The organism is Cellulomonas cellasea (genome assembly GCF_030372105.1).
GTDB classification, from domain to species: domain Bacteria; phylum Actinomycetota; class Actinomycetes; order Actinomycetales; family Cellulomonadaceae; genus Cellulomonas_A; species Cellulomonas_A cellasea_A.
Genome location: NZ_JAUDBQ010000017.1, coordinates 76,700 through 93,504 on the forward strand (window position 1 = coordinate 76,700; position 16,805 = coordinate 93,504).

Below are 16,805 nucleotides of genomic sequence, written 5' to 3' on the forward strand. Positions count from 1 at the left end.
GCTCGTGATTCGCAGACGAAGAAAGTAGACGCCGTGCTCCCCACCATCATCGACGTCCGCCGAGGACCTGGCAGCGACCGCGCAGGCGGCGTGCCCGTGTCGCCCGCGCGGGGGTCCAGGCGCCCGCTCGGGCTCGCCGAGATCGCGCTCACCGACGGCTTCTGGGCCACGCTCCAGCAGACCAACGCGGCGGCCACCCTCGCGCACTGCGAGGAGTGGATGGAGCGGCTCGGCTGGATCGCGAGCTTCGACCGGGTGGCCGACGGGACGATCGGGCCCGATCGCCCGGGCTGGTCGTTCGCCGACTCGGAGCTCTACAAGCTCCTCGAGGCGCTGGCCTGGGAGCACGGCCGCACGGGCTCGACGGACGTGGACGAGACCTTCACTCGGCTAGCCGAGCGGGTCGCCCGCGCGCAGGACCCGGACGGGTACCTCAACACCTGCTTCGGCCACGGCACGCAGCAGCCGCGGTACTCGGACCTGGAGATGGGCCACGAGCTCTACAACACCGGCCACCTGCTGCAGGCTGCTGTGGCCCGGGTGCGCACGGTGGGCGTCGACGCGTTCGTCGAGGTCGCGCGCCGCGCCGCCGACCACGTGTGCCGCGAGTTCGGCCCCGGGGGACGGGAGGCGATCTGCGGGCACCCGGAGATCGAGGTCGGGCTCACCGAGCTGGGCCGCGCGCTCGACGAGCCCCGGTACCTGGCGCAGGCGGAGCTGTTCGTGGACCGCCGCGGGCGAGGGCTGCTCGGGCCCGTCCAATTCGGGCCCGCGTACTTCCAGGACGACGTGCCGGTGCGCGAGGCGACGGTGTGGCGCGGCCACGCCGTGCGCGCGCTGTACCTCGCCGCCGCCGCCGTGGACCTCGCCGTGGACCGCGACGACGCCGACCTGCTCGCGGTGCTCGAGCGGCAGTGGACCGCCACCGTGGCACGGCGCACCTACCTGACCGGCGGCATGGGGTCCCACCATCAGGACGAGGGCTTCGGCGACGACTGGGTGCTGCCGCCCGACCGCGCCTACTGCGAGACGTGCGCGGGCATCGCGTCGAACATGGTCTCCTGGCGGCTGTTCCTGGCCACCGGGGACGAGCGGTACGCGGACCTGATGGAGCGCACGTTCTACAACGTGATCGCGACCTCCCCGCGCGCCGACGGCAAGGCCTTCTTCTACGCGAACCCGCTGCAGCAGCGCACCCCCGCCGAGGGCTCCGTGGCCGACGAGGTCAACCCGCGCGCCGAGGGCGGCCAGCGGGCGCCCTGGTTCGACGTCTCCTGCTGCCCGACCAACCTCGCGCGGACCCTCGCGACCTGGCAGTCCTACGCCGCCGTCGCGGAGCCGGACGGGCTGACGCTGCTGCAGTACGCGTCGGGCGCCCTGCGCGTCGAGCTCGACGGTGGCGGCGTGCTCGGCTTCGACGTCAGCACCGCCTACCCCGACGCGGGGACCGTGACGGTGCGCGTCACCGAGGCCCCCGACCGCCCGGTGCGGCTGCGGCTGCGCGTGCCCGAGTGGGCGCACGGCGCAGTGCTCTCCGAGGGCGGCGGCGAGCGGCCCGTCGAGCCGGGCCTGGTGGACGTCGAGCGCCTGCTCGCAGTGGGGGAGGAGGTCCGTCTCACGCTGCCCATGGAGCCACGCCTGACCTGGCCCGACGAGCGCATCGACGCCGTGCGCGGCTGCGTGGCCGTCGAGGCCGGACCCCGGGTGCTCTGCCTGGAATCCGTCGACCTGCCGGTGGGGGTGGACCTCGACGACGTGCGGCTCGACGCGTCGATAGCGCCAGTCGCCGCTTCCGGGGGTCTCTCGGGCGCCGTGGTCCGGGCCCAGGTGGTGACGCACACCGACGGCGCCGGGGCGCTGCCCTACAGCCGGCGGCAGGCGTCGGCGCCCGCGCGCGAGTCCGTCGAGCTGCGGCTCACGCCGTACCACTCGTGGGCCGAGCGCGGCCCCTCGACGATGCGGGTGTGGCTCCCCACCGTCAGGCCGCGCTGACGGCGCAACCCGCTCAGGCCTCCGGCTGGCGCAGAGAGAGGTCCGCACGGTCCACGATCACACCGAGCTCTGTGCGTGTGGCGACTCCGAGCTTGCCCATCGCTCGGGAGAGGTGGGCTTTCACTGTCGACTCGGAGCAGAAGGCCACCACGCCGATCTCGGCATTCGTCAGTCCAGACGGAAGATGTTGGGCGAGTTCGAGCTCGCGTTCTGTGAGCCGGGCGAGCGCCAGCCGCGCGGTGGACCTGCGACTGTCACGGCCGTCGGCCACATGGCGGATCGCCACACGAGCAGAACTGGGGTCGAGCGCACCGCCACCGCCTGCGACCTTCTCGATGCTGTCGGCGATCTGCCCGGGGTCGGCGTCCTTGGTCAGGAAGCCCTGTGCGCCAGCACGGAGCGCCTCGAGGACGGTCTCATCAGTGCCGAACGAGGTGAGCGCGATGACGGCTGGGGGGTGGGGAAGGCGACGGACCTCCGTGATGGCGGCGACTCCGCCGACCCGCGCCATGTGCAGGTCCATGAGCACGACATCGGGGCGATGGGCGTGGATCGCGGCGACCACCTCGTCTCCGTCCGCGGCGTCACCGACGACCTCGATGCCCTGGTCAGTGAGGATCTTGGTCAGCAGCTGGCGCACGAGCGCGTCGTCGTCGACGACGAGGACTCTGGTCACGCGGTGAGCGTACGGGCCTGCGCCCACACGCCATGACGTCAGTCGGCCTGCGCCCAGGGCAGATGGGCTGTGACGGTGTGCCAACCGCCGTCGACCTGGACGTCCAGCCATCCGCCGACCCGCTCGGCACGCTCCCGCATGCCGAGGATCCCGGAGCCGGAGCGAGCCGGCGGGGGACGGTCGAGCGAGCCGAGAGGATTGGCGACCCGGATCGTGACGCCGATCTGCCGACCGGCGCGCACATCGACCTCCACGGGATGCCCTGGCGCATGCTTGAGCGCATTGGTGAGGGACTCTTGCACGATGCGGAACGCCGCGCGGTTCAGTGCCGGCGCCGCCAGATGGGCGTCTGCGACGTAGACGGCACTGGCGACCCAACTCCCGTGCAGGCGTGCGTTGTCGAGCAGGCCAGCGAGGTCTTCGAGGGTGGCCCCCGGGGAATGGTCGTCATCTGCGCCGGTGCGCAGCGTCGCGACCAGGCCTCGCATCTCTGCGAGTGCCTGCTGGGCGGAGGTGCGCATCTGCTGGGTGGCTGCTCGCACTTCGGCCGACGAGGCCGCCCGATCGACCTCGAGGGCCGACGCCTGCAGGGAGATGAGGGAGATGTGGTGGGCGACGGTGTCGTGGACCTCGCGTGCGATGAGGTCGCGCTCTTCCTGCCGGGTCATCTTGTCGCGAAGTTGGTTGGTCGTGGCGGACTGGGCGTCCTTGTCCGCAACGGCAGCCGCCGCGACTCTCTGCCAGCGCCGGGCTAGGCCCACGCCGACAGCCACTGCCACGCAGAGGGCTCCGATGACCCAGAACCCCTCGGTGGTCAAGTACGACAACTGGCCCGTGGCAGAGCTAGTCGACGACATCACCATGTACGCGGGGTCGCGCAGCGCGTCGCGACCCAGGGCGATGGCAGTGGCCGCAGTCGTCGCGGCGCCGCAGAGCCAGGCGGTGCGGCGCGGGGCGCTCGCGATGACCCAGGTGAGCGACAGCAGCGCGGCGAAGGAGTCCAGCGGGAGGATGACCGCCGCCGCGCTCGCGACGAGGCAGACCCGCACGGGCTGATTGCGGCGCCAGACGAGGAGCCCGGCGATGCCCAGGCCGGCCAGCATCGCCACCAGGGTGAGCCCGAGCATGGGCTCCCCGCTGGCGTCACGCGCGTTCGAGTCGAAGGAGGAGGCGACCAGCGCGGAGAACGCCGCGACCACGACGGCCCCGACCGTCCCCGCCTGGCGGCGGCCACGACGGGTCGCGTCGAACACCACCGGGACAGGGCCCTGGCCGAACGGGGGGTGGGCGTACGGCGGTGTGGTGGAAGGGAGGGGATGCGCCGGCCTGGTGGGGCCCGCGACCCTCTGCGTTCCGGCGGCTGGCATGTCTCTGAGGGTAGGAGCAGCCGCCGACATTCCTCGTCGGCTGATCAGGCACGATCCGGCCAGCGGCTATGCCCGATCGGGCATGACGGTGTGGCCGGTCGGCGGATGCCGCGTGGGCGCGCCGCCGGACAGGCTCAGGCCGTCGCAGCGACCGGACCGGGTCGCCGCGACGGCCTGAGCCTGTCCGGCGCAGCTGGTTCGCCCGGCACAAGATCCTGACCGGGCTGGGGGCGTTCGTCGTCTTCGTCATCGTCGTCTCGGCGATCGGCGGGGGTGGGGCGGACGAGCCCTCTGGCGACGCCGGCCAGGCGGCGGGAGACGTGGCCCCGGCGCCCGTCGCCGAGCCCGAGGCTGCCGACGCGCCCGTCGAGCAGCCGGCAGCCGCGGGGATTGGGGCGCCGGTTCGGGACGGCAAGCTCGAGTTCACCGTGACAGCCGTCGAGCCGGGGGTGGCCTCGCTCGGGTCGGACGCGTTCGGGCAGAAGGCACAGGGCCAGTTCGTCCTTGTCCGAGTCACCGTGCAGAACATCGGGGACGAGGCGGTCTTCTTCCACGGCGGGTCGCAGAAGGCGTTCGACGCCCAGGGGCGCGAGTTCTCACCCGACGCGACCGCGCCGATCTATCTCGAGGACGCGAACTCGTTCCTCAACGAGATCAACCCTGGCAACACCGTCAACGGCACGATCGTGTTCGACATGCCGGTGGATGTGGCCATCACATCGCTGGAACTGCACGACTCGCCCTTCTCCAGCGGCGTGACGGTCACGCTCTGACCTCAGCCTGAGAGCAGCGACTGATCCGCGAGAAGCGGCCATGCCCGAGCATGGCCGCTTCTTGCTGTGCGGGCCTGTGCGGGCGCAGCGCTCGGTTGTCTGACAAGTGACCCCAAAGTTGTCCGAACTGTTGCCGCCTGAACTGGCAGAACGTACGTTCGCGACAAGACCCCAACGTTTCCCGGTCAATGTTGTCCGACAAATGTGAGGTGGCAATGAAGCCAGCGAACCTGCAGGACCGCATCCTCGACGTGTGCCGCGAGCTCGGCCTGGAGCCGGGCGACGACCTCCCCACCGAGCAGGAGCTCGCCGCGCGGCTCGACGTCAGCCGCGCCGCGCTGCGGGAGGCGCTCGCGGTGCTCGACGGGTTCGGCATCGTCGTCTCCCGGCAGGGCGCGCGCCGCAGCCTGGGGCGCTTCGACATGACGGCCGTGGTGCTGCGGCTCACCGAGATGATGGAGCCGACCACCGACGCCCTGATCGAGCTGCTCGACGTGCGGCGCGTGCTGGAGGTGGCGTTCTTCCCCACCGCCGTCGCGAACATGTCCGCCAAGAAGATCGGCGAGCTGCGCGAGGTCACCAACCGCATGCACGCCAAGGCCGAGCAGGGCCGGGCGTTCATCGAGGACGACCAGGCGTTCCACCACGCCATCTACGCCCATCTGGACAACGCGACGCTGGAGAGCCTGCTCACCGCGTTCTGGCAGATGTTCGAGCGGATGTCGCCCGAGACCACCACGGGCCGCGACCTCGTCGAGTCGGCCCGCAGCCACTCGCGCATCGTCGACGCGCTCCGCGCCGGCGACACCCAGCTCGCGGTGCACCAGCTCAACGTGCACTTCTTCGACGTCCGGACCCGGCTGACCCATCAGCGCGCCGCGTCCCGCACCACGCCGGCGCCCACCCCAGCCGGTTAGAGCCACCGCATCCCCCCACCGGCCCCCGGGCCACCAGAAAGGACATTGCAATGAGGCAACGTTCGCGCACGCGCTTCGCCCCCGTCGCGGCCGGGCTGTTCGCCGGCGCCCTGCTGCTCTCCGCCTGCGGAGGCGGCAGCGCCGCGGCCGACGACGGAGACGCCACGCTCACGTACTGGCTGTGGCAGGACGACTCGACGGACCCGACGTGGACCAACCTGGTCGCGGAGTTCAACGAGCAGAGCACGAGCGGCACCGTCGAGGTGCAGGTCATCCCGCTCGCGCAGTACGAGGACAAGCTGCTCAACGCGCTCAGCAGCGGTGGCGGCCCCGACGCGGCCCGGTTCAAGGACGTGTGGCTGGGCGAGTTCGTGCAGGCCAAGGCGCTCGCGCCGCTGAGCGAGCGGATCGCCGGCTGGGAGGGCAAGGACGACGTGGTCCCGGCCCTGCTGGACGCGGGCAAGGTGCCGGGCGACGACGAGATCTACCTGATGCCGCACCAGTACACGACGCTGTACATGTACTACAACAAGGCCATCTTCGCGGCGCATGGGCTCGAGGCGCCTCGCACGCATGAGGACGTCATGGCCGCCGCGAAGACGCTGGCGGACGCGGGGCAGTTCGCGATCGACGTCCGTGGTGGCGTGGGCGGTCAGGACCAGTGGGCCGCCTGGATGTACTCGGCCGGCGCGCAGTTCGTCGACGAGTCCGGCAAGGTCACCCTGGCGGACCCGGTGGGCGTCGCGGCGAACCAGGACTACCTCGACCTGCTGCGCGAGCTCGAGGCCACGCCGCCGGGCTCGATCACCGCGGACTTCGCCGCGGTGCGCGGCAACTTCCTCAACGGCACGACGGCCATGATGATCCACCACGCGGGCTCGCTGGCCGCTGTGCGCGAGGGCCTCGGCGACGACGTCGGCGTCATCCCGATGCCGTCGGCCGATCCCGCGAAGCCCACGACGCTCGGCTCGATGAGCGGCAACGTGGTGTTCGGGGCCTCCGACAAGCAGGACCTCGCCTGGGAGTGGGTGTCCTGGCTGCTGACCCACGACCCGATGCTCACGATGAGCACCTCGCCGCAGGGCCAGCTCCCCGTCCTCACGTCCGTCGCCGAGGGCTCGCCGTTCAGCGACGACGAGGGCCTGCGGGTGGCGCTCGACGCGCAGGCCACCGCGCGGACGTGGCCCCTGCTGCCGGGCACGTCGACGGTGGTCAACAAGGACTGGGTGCCCACGCTCCAGTCGGCCTTCGAGGGCAAGGTCACCAGCGCCGAGGCGCTTGAGGAGCTGTCGACCGTGCTGGCGGGGAAGTGAGATGACAGCCGGACCTCTGACCGCGCTGCCGCGCCGGGAGCAACTCCCGGCAGGTCGGGCAGCACAGCGGGCGCCGCGGCGCCGCGTCAACCTGATGCCGCTGGTGTACCTCGCTCCGAGCCTGGCGCTGTTCGCGGCGTTCATCGTCTACCCGTTCCTGCGGGCCATCTGGTTCTCGTTCAACGAGACGAGCTTCCTCGGCGGCATCATCGGCTTCACGGGGATCGAGAACTACCAGGCGATCCTCTCCGACCCGCACTTCGTGAACGCGCTGCGCAACTCGGCGGCGTGGACGTTCGGGGCGGTGGGGCTGCAGCTCGTGCTCGGCACCGCGGGGGCGTTCCTGCTCAACCAGCGGTTCGCGCTGCGCGGCCTGGCCCGGGGGCTCGCGATGGTCCCGTGGGCCACCCCGAGCGTGCTCGTCGCCCTGATCTGGCTGTGGATGCTCGACCCGAACCGCGGCATCGTCAACGGCGTCCTGGTGGGGCTCGGCATCCTCGACAAGCCGGTGGCGTTCCTCAGCACGTCGGAGACGGCGATGCCCACCCTCATCGCGATCGACGCCTGGCAGGGCATCCCGTTCTTCGCGGTGATGATCCTGGCCGCGCTGCAGAGCGTGCCGCAGGAGCTCAAGGACTCCGCGCGCACTGATGGCTGCGGCCCGATGGGCGTCTTCCGCAACGTCGTCGTCCCGCACATCCTGCCCACGGTGCTCATCACCCTGGTGCTGCGGCTCATCTGGACGGCGAACTACATCGACCTCGCCTACGTGCTGACCGGCGGCGGGCCGGCTCGCGCCACCACCACCCTGCCGCTGCTGTCGTACCTGACGGCGTACAAGGGCGGGGACTTCGGGCAGGGCGCGGCCTACGCGATGGTGCAGGCGGCGATCCTCTCCGTCCTGGTCGTGATGTACATCCGCCTCACGAGAGACAGGAGCGCGTGATGTCCGCTGTGCTCGATCGTCCCCTGGCGCCTGCGGCGGCCCCGGCGCCCGCCCCGGTCCCGATTCCGCGCCGCCCCCGTGTGCGGCTGGGCAGCTCGCTGGTCCACGGCGCCGTCGCCCTGTGGCTGGCGGCGACGCTCGGCCCGTACCTGGTGATGCTGCTGACGTCGCTCACCTCCGAGCGGGAGCTGCTCACCCCGGGGGTCAACCCGATCCCCGAGACGTTCACCCTCGACGCGTACGTCGAGCTGTTCCGCACCACGCAGTTCCTCAGCTACCTGGGCAACTCGGTGTTCACGGCGTTCGGCACCGTGGCGTTCTCGCTGCTCGTGGCGATGGCGTCGGCCATCTGCCTGTCGCGGTTCCGGTTCCGGGGCCGCACCTCGATGCTGACCGCGCTGCTCATCGCCCAGCTCTTCCCGGCCGTGCTGCTGGTCATCCCGCTGCAGGCCGAGTTGCGCACCGTCGGGCTGCTCGACTCCCGCTGGGGCCTGATCCTCGTCTACTCGACGTTCGCCACCCCGTTCGCGACGTTCCTGCTGAAGAACTTCCTCGACGGCCTGCCCTTGGAGCTCGACGAGGCGGCGTCGATCGACGGCTGCTCGCCGTGGCAGATGGTGCGGCACGTGTTGCTGCCGCTCATGCGCCCGGGCCTCACCGCCGCCGGGACGTACATCTTCATCTTCGCGTGGAACGAGCTGCTCTACGCGTTGACCTTCACCTCGACGCCCGCCGCCCAGACCATCCCCGTCGGGCTGCAGCTCTTCATCGGCGAGTACCAGATCCGGTGGGACCTGCTCACCGCTGGCGGCGTCCTGGCCGCCATCCCGGTGCTCGCGGGCTTCATGGTCGTGCAGCGCCAGCTCATCAGCGGGCTGACCGCCGGCGCCGTCAAGGGCTGAGCCCGCCCCACCTCGAACCACAGCACCTCACAGATCGGAACGAACGCCATGACCATCACCGGCTCGCGCATCCCGCGCATCGAGTCCATCGAGCTGAGCGCCTCCCGCGTGCCGTTGCCCGACGGGCCGTGGGGCGACCAGATCCACCACGTCACCGACATCGAGGTGACCCTCGTCGACGTGCACGGCGACAACGGGCTCGTCGGCACGGGCTTCAGCCACACGTCGGGCATGGGCGGGGCGACGATCGCCGCGCTGGTGGGCGAGATGATCCCGAACGTCGTTGGACGCCCGCTGTCCCCGCAGGGCATCTGGCACTCGAGCTACCGCTACGTGCACGACATCGGCGGCGCCGGCGTCACGACCCACGCGCTCTCGGCGATCGACATCGCGTGCTGGGACCTGCTCGGCAAGAGCCTGGGCGTGCCGCTGGTGGACCTCATCGGCCGGGTGCGCGACCGGGTGCCGCTGTACGGCAGCGGCATCAACCTCAACCGCAGCGTCGAGGAGGTCGTGGACCAGGCCCGCCGCTGGCAGGCGCTCGGCTACGCCGCCGGCAAGGTGAAGGTCGGCAAGCCGGACCTCGAGGAGGACGTCGAGCGCCTCACGAAGATCCGCGAGGCCATCGGCGCGTTCCCGCTGGCCGTGGACGCGAACCAGGGCTGGAGCTTCCCCGAGGCGCTGCGGGCGTTCAAGCGCTTCGAGCACCTGGACCTGCTGTGGATCGAGGAGCCGCTGCCCTCGGACGACATCACCGGCCACGTGCGGCTGCGCGAGCGCACGAGCACGCCGATCGGGCTGGGGGAGAACGTCTACAACCTCCCGCAGTTCACCGAGTACATCGAGCGCGGCGCCGTGGACTTCGTGCAGGCGGACCTCGGGCGGGTGGGCGGCATCACCGGCTACCTCGACATCGCGACGGTGGCGCGGGCCCACAACCTGCCGATGACCCCGCACTTCGTGCTCGAGCTCAGCGCGTCGCTGCTCGCCGCGGTCCCCAACATCTCCTACGCCGAGGTGACCGACGGCGGCCGCTGGCAGGAGCTCGGCATCGTCTCCGAGGCCGGCACGGAGGTGGACGGGTTCTACGTGCCGTCGGACCGCCCGGGCAACGGCCTGGTGTTCGACCGCGAGTACCTCGACCGCCACGCGATCGCCCTCTGAACCCCTCAACCCCCTCACTGAACAGGACGGACACACCATGACGTACGCCATCAACGACCTCCGCGGCCAGGTCGCGATCATCACCGGCGCCTCCTCCGGCATCGGCGAGTCCCTCGCCCGGCTGCTCAGCGCCCAGGGCGTCAAGCTCGGCCTGCTGTCGCGCTCCGGCAAGGACCTGGGCCTGCCCGAGTCGATCACCGGCGCCGTGGACGTCGCCGACCGCGCCGCCGTGGCGGCCTTCGTCGAGCGGACCGTCGCGGAGTTCGGCGGGCTGGACATCGCCGTCGCGAACGCGGGCGTCGGCTCCTACGGCGAGTTCCTCGACGTCCCCGAGGAGCACGAGGACGAGATGATCGCGACGAACGTGCTCGGCACGATCCACCTCTACCGGGCTGCGGTGCCGCACCTGGTGGCCCGTGGCGGGGGCGACCTCATCACCGTGGCCAGTGAGGCCGGCCGGCGCGGGCTGCCGGGCGAGGCCGTGTACTCGGCGAGCAAGTTCGCGCAGGTGGGCCTGACGCGCGCGCTCGACAACGAGCTGCGCGAGTCCGGCATCCGCGCGTCCAACATCGCCCCCGGCGGCGTGTGGACCAACTTCGCGATCGACGACGAGCGGGGCCGGGTCGACGGCTCCGACCAGCTCCAGGGCATGATGCGGCCCGACGACGTGGCCGAGCTCATCGGCTTCGTGCTGACCCGCCCGCGTCACTTCCGGATCCTCGAGACCGCCCTGCGCCCCGTCACCGAGGCCCAGTGGGGCTGACGTGCCCCTGCGGCGCGCCCTGATCCCCACCCAGAAGTGCCGGTCTGATCACCACCCAGAAGAAGTGAGCACCATGACTGCCCTGTCCTCCACGCAGCCGCTCCGCGGCGTCATCCCCCCGATCATCACGCCCCTGACCCCCACCGGGACAGTGGACGTCCCCTCGCTCGAGCGCCTCGTGAACTTCGAGGTCGACGCCGGCGTGCACGCGATCTTCGCGCTCGGCACCGGCGGCGAGGGGCCCTACCTCACCGACGACCAGCAGCACACCGTGCTGCGGACCGTCACCGACACCGTCGCCGGGCGCATCCCCGTGCTGGCCGGAGTCAGCGACATCGGCACCGCCAAGGTGCTCGCCAACGTCGAGATCGCCACCCAGTACCCCGTGGACGCCCTCGTCTCCACCGCCGCGTTCTACGGCTCGGTGTCGCGCGTCGAGCTCGACGCCCACTTCCGGGCCATCGCCGCCTCCTCCGAGCTGCCGCTGTACGCGTACGACATCCCGCTGTTCACGGGCGTCAAGCTCCCCGCCGACCTCACCGTCGAGCTGGCCCACGACGGTGTGATCGCGGGCGTCAAGGACACCAGCGGGGAGGAGGACGGGTTCCGCTTCATCATCGAGAACACGCGGGACCTGCCCGGCTTCTCCGTCATCACGGGATCCGACATCACCGGTGACGCCGCGATCCTGCAGGGCGCGCACGGCCTGATCGTCGGCGTCGCGAACATCGACCCGCACGGCTTCGTGGAGATGTACGACGCGGCGGTGCGCGGCGACTGGCAGGCCGCCCGCATCGTGCAGGAGCGGCTGCACGCGCTGCGGCTCATCGCGAAGATCGCCGCCGGGCGCATCAGCGGGTTCAGCGCCACCATCGGGGCGTTCAAGGCGGCGCAGGCCTACCGCGGCATCATCGACCACGATCTGCTGCAGGCGCCCCTGCAGTCGCTCGACGACGCGGAGCGCGCTGCCGTGCACCGCGTGCTGGACGGGCAGGGCCTCGGGCGGATCTGAGCCCCGCCCCGGCACTGCGCCCCGCCAGGCCGGCCGTCCGTGCTCCGGCACGGCCGGCCGGCCTGTGTGGCGTTCGCGCTCGTGCTAGACGAGCGTCCCGTCGTGCGCGACGACGCGGCCGGCGTGGATCGTGGTGCGCCCCGCCGGACGGTCCATGACGGCCGAGGTGACGGTCTCTCCCGGCACGAGCACGAGCTCGGCCGGGTCGCCGACGGCCAGCCCGGGGCGGTCCGCGACGCCGCCGAGGCGGGTCGCGGACGGGTCGACCAGGCTCGCGCCGCCCACCGTCGCGATGGCGACGCAGTGCTCGATGAGCTCGTCGTGGCGCAGGTTGCGCGTGAACGCGAGCTGCCAGGTGCGGTCGAGCATGTCGGTGTTGCCGTAGGGCGACCAGTAGTCGCGCTGGCCGTCCTGGCCCAGCCCGATCCGCACGCCATGCGCGGCGAGGGCCGGGATCGGCAGCACCCGGTTGCCGCCGGGGGCGATGGTCGCCACGGCGACGTCGTGCGCGGCGAGCGCGGCGGCCATGGCATCGGCGGCCTGCGCGTCGAGGTCCGCCAGGGCGAAGGCGTGCGAGATCGTCACCTGGCCGCGCATGTCGAGTGCCGCGACGCGCTCCAGGATCAGGTCGATGGTGAACGCGCCGAGCGTCCCGCCCTCGTGCAGGTGGATGTCGATCGGCACGCCGTGCTTCTCGGCGAGGCCGAACACCACGTCGAGGTGGCGCACCGGGTCGCGGTCGAGCCCGCACGGGTCGAGGCCGCCGATCGCGTCCGCGCCGTTGCGCAGCGCCGCGTCGAGCAGGTCGGGCACTCCGGGCTCGAGCAGGATGCCGGCCTGCGGGAACGCGACGATCTGCACGTCGGCGCGGTCGCGATGGGCCTCGCGCGCGGCGACGACCCCCTCGAGGCGCTCCAGGCCGCAGTCGGCGTCGACCTGCGCGAACGCGCGGGCCCGGGTCATCCCGTGCTCGATGGCGCCGCCGAGCGTCAGGGTGGCGCGCTCGGCCACCGACTTCTCGGCCTGGCGCCAGTTCTGACGGTCGTTGTCGATCAGGTTCCACAGCCCGCCGGGCTGGGCGCTGTGCGGGCGGAACGGCAGGCCGATCCGGGTCGAGTCGAGGTGCACGTGCGTGTCGGTGAACGACGGCAGCAGCAGTCGTCCCGCGCCCGCGACGACAGTCGCGCCGGGCGTCGTCGCGCCGTCGCCGGCGGGGGAGACGGCGGTGATGACGCCGTCCTGGAGGGTGACGTCACTCGGCGCCCCGCCCCACGGGCGGACGTCCTGAATGAGGGTGGTGGTCATCTGCGCCTGTTCCTGTTCCGCGCCCCTGGACGTGGGGCGTCAGGACATGGAAACACGCTGGCCACCACGGCCACCTCCACGCTCGCGGCGGCGCTGGCCGCGGGGCTCGCAGCCGTCGCATTCGCACAGCTCTGGCGCAGACGGGGGAGCCCCGCCTCCGCCATAGTGTCGGGATGGATGAGAAGGAGACCCTGCTCCGGTCACTGCAGAGCAGCCGCGCCGACCTGCTCGGCAAGCTCGACGGGCTCGGCGAGTACGACATCCGCCGTCCGATGACCCCGACGGGCACCAGCCTGCTCGGCCTGGTCAAGCACGTGGCCAGCGTGCAGCTCGGCTACTTCGGCGAGGTGTTCGGCCGCCCCGCCGACCGCGACCTCCCGTGGTACGCCGAGGGCTCCGATCCCGAGGCGGACATGTGGGCCGCCGCCGACGAGTCCCGCGCGGACATCGTCGACCTGCACCACTACTCGGCCGAGCACAGCGACGCGACCATCCGGGCCCTGCCCCTGGACGCCGTGGGCGAGGTGTCGTGGTGGCGGCCCGAGAACCGGGCGGTCACCCTGCACCGGATCCTCGTGCACATGGGCACGGAGACGAGCCGTCACGCCGGCCACGCCGACATCATCCGCGAGCTCATCGACGGCGCGGCGGGACTGCGCGCCGGCGACGCGAACGTGGCGGGACGCGGCGCCGACGGGTGGGCGCAGCACCACGCCCGGGTCGAGGCCGCCGCGCGTCAGGCGGCGTCGCGCGTGGACGACGGCGCCGCACGCCGCTGACCGGTGCCGGGTGGCTCCCGGTCGCCGATGACGGGGGCCAGGACGACTAGCGCCGTCGCCGCCAGCAGATGCCAGGCGCCGTGCCCCTGCCACAGTGAGCCCGGCGCGCACCAGGGCCCGCCCGCACGGGTCAGCACGCCGATCACGCCACCGACCCCCAACAGCCCGATGCTCCAGGCGATGCGCGCGCGCCGTCGGGGGACTGCCACGGCCCGGGCGAGGGTGAGCCCCACGGCCGCAGTCGCCGCCACGCCCTGCGCCACATCACCGGACACCGGTGCGGCGGCGATCAGCGGGACGAGCGCGACACTGGGCGCCGCCCACCACCACCAGGCCCGGCGCCGGCCGGTCAGGTCGGCCACCGAGTCGGCGGCGACGAAGGCGAGGGTGGCGAGCAGCGGCAGGTCGTGGGCGACATCCGACCAGGCCGGGTCGGGGCCGTGCTGCACCACTGAGCCCACCCCGATCGAGGCGACCAGCGCCGCGTACGCGGCCGTCGACCGTTGCCGCGCCGCCTGCGGTGAGCCTGTCGGGTCCGGCGGTGTTCCCGTCCGGTGGGGCGCCGCCGTGGGCACCGGCGCGGCGGGCCCCTCAGGTGCCGCCTGCCTGGCCCGGCGGCCGCCCGCCAGGATGAGCCCGCCGGCCACCACGAACGCCAGGCTGGTCACGGTGGACACCGGCTCGTGCAGCAGCCCGGAGCCCTCCTCGCACGCATGCCCGGTGCGGGTGGTCGCCGCCTGCACAAGCGCTGACGCGAGCATCGCCATCAGTCCACGGTAGGCGGCGGCGGGCCCATGGGCAGGTGGAGCAGGCTCAGCCCGGTGAGACGCCAGGTGGGACGCGTGCGGGGATGCCTACCGGGACGCCTGCTCGTGCGACGCCCGCCCTTCGAGGAGCAGTGCGGCATGCCGGCGCGCACGAGCGACGCGATCAGCCAGCCCATCCGCGGAGTCCTCCGGGATCGCCGACACGGGCCACCACGCGAGCGCCTCGCTCTCGTCGGTGACGGCGAAGGCCGCCGCGCGGGGGAGCACGGCCACGAACCCGACGTCCAGGTGCTCCGCGCACGTCCACCCGCCGGAGAGCGCGTGCCTGTCGAGGTCGAACGGCACGTCGCCGAGCAGCTCCAGAGCCGCGACCTGGCTCTCCTCGCGGGCCTCGCGCCGGGCGCCGTCGGCCAACGAGGCGTCGGACTCCTCGAGGTGCCCCCCGAACTGCACCCAGAACTTGCCCTTCCGGTGGAAGCACAGCAGCGTCTCGGCGAGGTCCTCGGAGAGCACCACGCAACTGGCTGTCAGGTGCTCAGGCGGGCCGCCCTTCGACAGCGCGGCCCTGCCGTGGGACTCGAGGTGTGCGAGGTACTGGACGCGCAGGCGCTCCTGGCGGTCGTCGGGCGGCTGCCACTCGGCGAGCTGGGCGTGTGCGGACTCGGTGAGGTCGTGGTGAGGCACCCGATGACCGTAAGGGGCACGACGCCGTGCCACGGCCCAGCGCGCGTCGACGGCCGAACGCCGGGATGCTGGACCCGCGGCGCGCCGGCGGTGAGGCGGCAGGGTCAGAAAGTCGGGAGCCCAACCAGGGGAGGACGGCATGCCGAGCTCGGCAGATGAGGTGGTGGCGCCTGGTGGGGCCAAGGCGCCGGCCCGCTCCGCACGCGTGCGCCAGATCGTGGTCAGTGCCGTCTTCGCCTTGTGCGTGCTGGGCTCGTTCATCGGCTCGGGCGCCTTCGGCGGAACGCCCATCGCGGAGGCCGCCGATGGCCTGCTCTCCAGCGAGGCCACACTGCTGGCCCCGGGGCCCGGCGCCTTCTCGATCTGGAGCCTCATCTACGCGGGGCTCGGCGCGTACACGGTGTGGCAGTGGTTCGACGCCAGCGACTCCCGGCGCATCGCCTGGCTCGTGGCGGCCTCGCTGGTGCTCAACGCCGCGTGGATCGCCGTGGTGCAGGCAGGCGCGGTGCCGCTGAGCGTCGTGGTGATCGTGGTGCTCCTCGCGGTCCTCGCGGAGGCCTTCCGGCGGCTCGTCACCACCCGGCCGCGGGGGCGGGTCGAGGCCGTCGTCGCCGACGGCACGTTGGGCCTCTACCTGGGGTGGGTGTGCGTGGCGGTGTGCGCCAACGTGGCCGCGGCACTGCGCGGCGCAGGAGTCGACGGGGGGAGTGCCGCGACCGGGTGGGCCGTGGCTGTCCTGACGCTCGTGGCCGTGCTGGGGGTCGCCCTTGCGGTCTACGGCCGCGGCCGCCTCGCTGTCGCGTCCTCCATCGTGTGGGGGCTCGGGTGGATCGCCGCCGCGCGGTTCGACGGGCCGCCGGCCTCCGATGCGACAGCCGTCGCGGCGGCAGCCGCGGCTGTGGTCATCACCTTCGTGACGGCGGTCGCGCGGCTTCGCTCGGGCCCGATGCCCGTGCGCGGCTGAGGCGCCGGCGCAGAGTCGCGCGGGAAAGGGCCGCAAAACCCGCGTATCGGGCGCCGGGGTGGGCCTCTCCAGGGCTTTTGACGAGGCCCGACCGGTGGGCTAAGTTATTCCAGCCGCCTCCGAGCGAGCAACGGACACCGCAGGTCGAAGACCCGGTGGCCGGTCCCACGGAGGAGCACCCCAGACAGACACATCGACGGCTTGCCGTCGACTCGTCGCGCCTGGGGAGGTGGCAGAAGCCCAGATCCCGTGAGAGCGGGTTTGACGGGCGAGAAAGCCTCCGCTAAGTTTGCGAAGTTGCCTCCGAGCGAGCAGCGGACACCGCGGGTCAAATCCGGTGGCCGTTCCCACGGGGAGCAGCGATCCCGGGCTCACAAGAAGGCGGTTTAAACCGCCTCCGAAATGTGCCTAGGATAGGAGGGTCCTCAACTCCGAAGATTCCACGAAAAGGGAATTTGACGGGGCGAGGAAATGCAGTAAG

Annotated in this window: 16 protein-coding genes; 11 read left to right on the forward strand and 5 right to left on the reverse strand. The window is 72.1% G+C overall.

The annotated features are described in order from the left end of the window. The first annotated feature begins 33 nt into the window (after positions 1-33). Positions 34-1,992: a glycoside hydrolase family 127 protein gene (locus QUV83_RS15275; protein WP_289565781.1), complete on the forward strand. Its 1,959-nt coding sequence runs from the start codon at positions 34-36 to the stop codon at positions 1,990-1,992. Positions 1,993-2,005: 13 nt separating this feature from the next. Here the strand turns inward: QUV83_RS15275 and QUV83_RS15280 are convergent, their stop codons facing one another. Together QUV83_RS15280 and QUV83_RS15285 are read right to left on the reverse strand one after the other, a co-directional pair. Continuing rightward, positions 2,006-2,668, reverse strand: coding sequence for a response regulator transcription factor (locus QUV83_RS15280; RefSeq protein WP_289565782.1), 663 nt, complete (start codon positions 2,666-2,668; stop codon positions 2,006-2,008). A 38-nt stretch (positions 2,669-2,706) separates the two neighbouring features. Further along, positions 2,707-4,035: a sensor histidine kinase gene (locus tag QUV83_RS15285; RefSeq protein WP_289565783.1), complete on the reverse strand. Its 1,329-nt coding sequence runs from the start codon at positions 4,033-4,035 to the stop codon at positions 2,707-2,709. Between the two features lie 320 nt (positions 4,036-4,355). Here QUV83_RS15285 and QUV83_RS15290 point away from each other — a divergent pair, with 320 nt between their 5' ends. From QUV83_RS15290 to QUV83_RS15325, 8 genes are all read left to right on the forward strand, one after another. Beyond that, the gene (locus QUV83_RS15290) at positions 4,356-4,808 is read left to right on the forward strand and encodes a DUF4352 domain-containing protein (RefSeq protein WP_289565784.1); all 453 of its coding nucleotides are present in this window, start codon (positions 4,356-4,358) and stop codon (positions 4,806-4,808) included. A 215-nt stretch (positions 4,809-5,023) separates the two neighbouring features. Continuing rightward, positions 5,024-5,725 (forward strand): FadR/GntR family transcriptional regulator, encoded by a 702-nt coding sequence (locus QUV83_RS15295; RefSeq protein WP_289565798.1) that lies wholly within the window; start codon positions 5,024-5,026, stop codon positions 5,723-5,725. Positions 5,726-5,775: 50 nt separating this feature from the next. Continuing rightward, positions 5,776-7,038, forward strand: coding sequence for an ABC transporter substrate-binding protein (locus tag QUV83_RS15300; RefSeq protein WP_289565785.1), 1,263 nt, complete (start codon positions 5,776-5,778; stop codon positions 7,036-7,038). A 1-nt stretch (position 7,039) separates the two neighbouring features. Beyond that, the gene (locus QUV83_RS15305; RefSeq protein ID WP_289565786.1) at positions 7,040-7,984 is read left to right on the forward strand and encodes a carbohydrate ABC transporter permease; all 945 of its coding nucleotides are present in this window, start codon (positions 7,040-7,042) and stop codon (positions 7,982-7,984) included. Further along, positions 7,984-8,886, forward strand: a complete 903-nt coding sequence (locus QUV83_RS15310; protein WP_289565787.1) for a carbohydrate ABC transporter permease — start codon at positions 7,984-7,986, stop codon at positions 8,884-8,886. The genes QUV83_RS15305 and QUV83_RS15310 overlap by 1 nt, the downstream gene beginning before the upstream one ends. Positions 8,887-8,934: 48 nt before the next feature. After that, a complete protein-coding gene (locus QUV83_RS15315; protein WP_289565788.1) occupies positions 8,935-10,050 on the forward strand; it encodes a mandelate racemase/muconate lactonizing enzyme family protein in 1,116 nt (371 codons plus the stop codon). Positions 10,051-10,087: 37 nt separating this feature from the next. After that, positions 10,088-10,813: an SDR family oxidoreductase gene (locus tag QUV83_RS15320; protein WP_289565789.1), complete on the forward strand. Its 726-nt coding sequence runs from the start codon at positions 10,088-10,090 to the stop codon at positions 10,811-10,813. A 73-nt stretch (positions 10,814-10,886) separates the two neighbouring features. Then, complete coding sequence (locus QUV83_RS15325) at positions 10,887-11,825, forward strand: dihydrodipicolinate synthase family protein (RefSeq protein ID WP_289565790.1); 939 nt, start codon at positions 10,887-10,889, stop codon at positions 11,823-11,825. Positions 11,826-11,909: 84 nt separating this feature from the next. On the opposite strand, the gene QUV83_RS15330 is transcribed toward QUV83_RS15325, so the two are convergent. Next, positions 11,910-13,130 (reverse strand): amidohydrolase, encoded by a 1,221-nt coding sequence (locus QUV83_RS15330; protein ID WP_289565791.1) that lies wholly within the window; start codon positions 13,128-13,130, stop codon positions 11,910-11,912. A gap of 173 nt (positions 13,131-13,303) precedes the next feature. Between QUV83_RS15330 and QUV83_RS15335 the strand changes: the two genes are divergently transcribed. After that, positions 13,304-13,909 carry a DinB family protein gene (locus QUV83_RS15335; RefSeq protein ID WP_289565792.1) on the forward strand — a complete coding sequence of 202 codons (606 nt, stop codon included), beginning with the start codon at positions 13,304-13,306 and terminating at the stop codon, positions 13,907-13,909. On the opposite strand, the gene QUV83_RS15340 is transcribed toward QUV83_RS15335, so the two are convergent. After that, a complete protein-coding gene (locus QUV83_RS15340; RefSeq protein ID WP_289565793.1) occupies positions 13,867-14,676 on the reverse strand; it encodes a hypothetical protein in 810 nt (269 codons plus the stop codon). The two genes, QUV83_RS15335 and QUV83_RS15340, sit on opposite strands and share 43 nt — an antisense overlap. 87 nt (positions 14,677-14,763) lie before the next feature. Next, positions 14,764-15,360 (reverse strand): NUDIX hydrolase, encoded by a 597-nt coding sequence (locus QUV83_RS15345; protein ID WP_289565794.1) that lies wholly within the window; start codon positions 15,358-15,360, stop codon positions 14,764-14,766. 139 nt (positions 15,361-15,499) lie between these two features. Here QUV83_RS15345 and QUV83_RS15350 point away from each other — a divergent pair, with 139 nt between their 5' ends. Beyond that, the gene (locus QUV83_RS15350) at positions 15,500-16,324 is read left to right on the forward strand and encodes a tryptophan-rich sensory protein (RefSeq protein WP_289565795.1); all 825 of its coding nucleotides are present in this window, start codon (positions 15,500-15,502) and stop codon (positions 16,322-16,324) included. Positions 16,325-16,805: the final 481 nt, after the last annotated feature.

What these genes read in the sequence shown, in the direction of transcription:
- QUV83_RS15285 (WP_289565783.1), bottom strand. Translation starts at nt 4,035, where the DNA reads ATGCCAGCCGCCGGAACGCAGAGGGTCGCGGGCCCCACCAGGCCGGCG.
- QUV83_RS15295 (WP_289565798.1), top strand. Translation starts at nt 5,024, where the DNA reads ATGAAGCCAGCGAACCTGCAGGACCGCATCCTCGACGTGTGCCGCGAG.
- QUV83_RS15300 (WP_289565785.1), top strand. Translation starts at nt 5,776, where the DNA reads ATGAGGCAACGTTCGCGCACGCGCTTCGCCCCCGTCGCGGCCGGGCTG.
- QUV83_RS15305 (WP_289565786.1), top strand. Translation starts at nt 7,040, where the DNA reads ATGACAGCCGGACCTCTGACCGCGCTGCCGCGCCGGGAGCAACTCCCG.
- QUV83_RS15310 (WP_289565787.1), top strand. Translation starts at nt 7,984, where the DNA reads ATGTCCGCTGTGCTCGATCGTCCCCTGGCGCCTGCGGCGGCCCCGGCG.
- QUV83_RS15315 (WP_289565788.1), top strand. Translation starts at nt 8,935, where the DNA reads ATGACCATCACCGGCTCGCGCATCCCGCGCATCGAGTCCATCGAGCTG.
- QUV83_RS15320 (WP_289565789.1), top strand. Translation starts at nt 10,088, where the DNA reads ATGACGTACGCCATCAACGACCTCCGCGGCCAGGTCGCGATCATCACC.
- QUV83_RS15325 (WP_289565790.1), top strand. Translation starts at nt 10,887, where the DNA reads ATGACTGCCCTGTCCTCCACGCAGCCGCTCCGCGGCGTCATCCCCCCG.
- QUV83_RS15330 (WP_289565791.1), bottom strand. Translation starts at nt 13,130, where the DNA reads ATGACCACCACCCTCATTCAGGACGTCCGCCCGTGGGGCGGGGCGCCG.
- QUV83_RS15335 (WP_289565792.1), top strand. Translation starts at nt 13,304, where the DNA reads ATGGATGAGAAGGAGACCCTGCTCCGGTCACTGCAGAGCAGCCGCGCC.
- QUV83_RS15340 (WP_289565793.1), bottom strand. Translation starts at nt 14,676, where the DNA reads ATGGCGATGCTCGCGTCAGCGCTTGTGCAGGCGGCGACCACCCGCACC.
- QUV83_RS15350 (WP_289565795.1), top strand. Translation starts at nt 15,500, where the DNA reads ATGCCGAGCTCGGCAGATGAGGTGGTGGCGCCTGGTGGGGCCAAGGCG.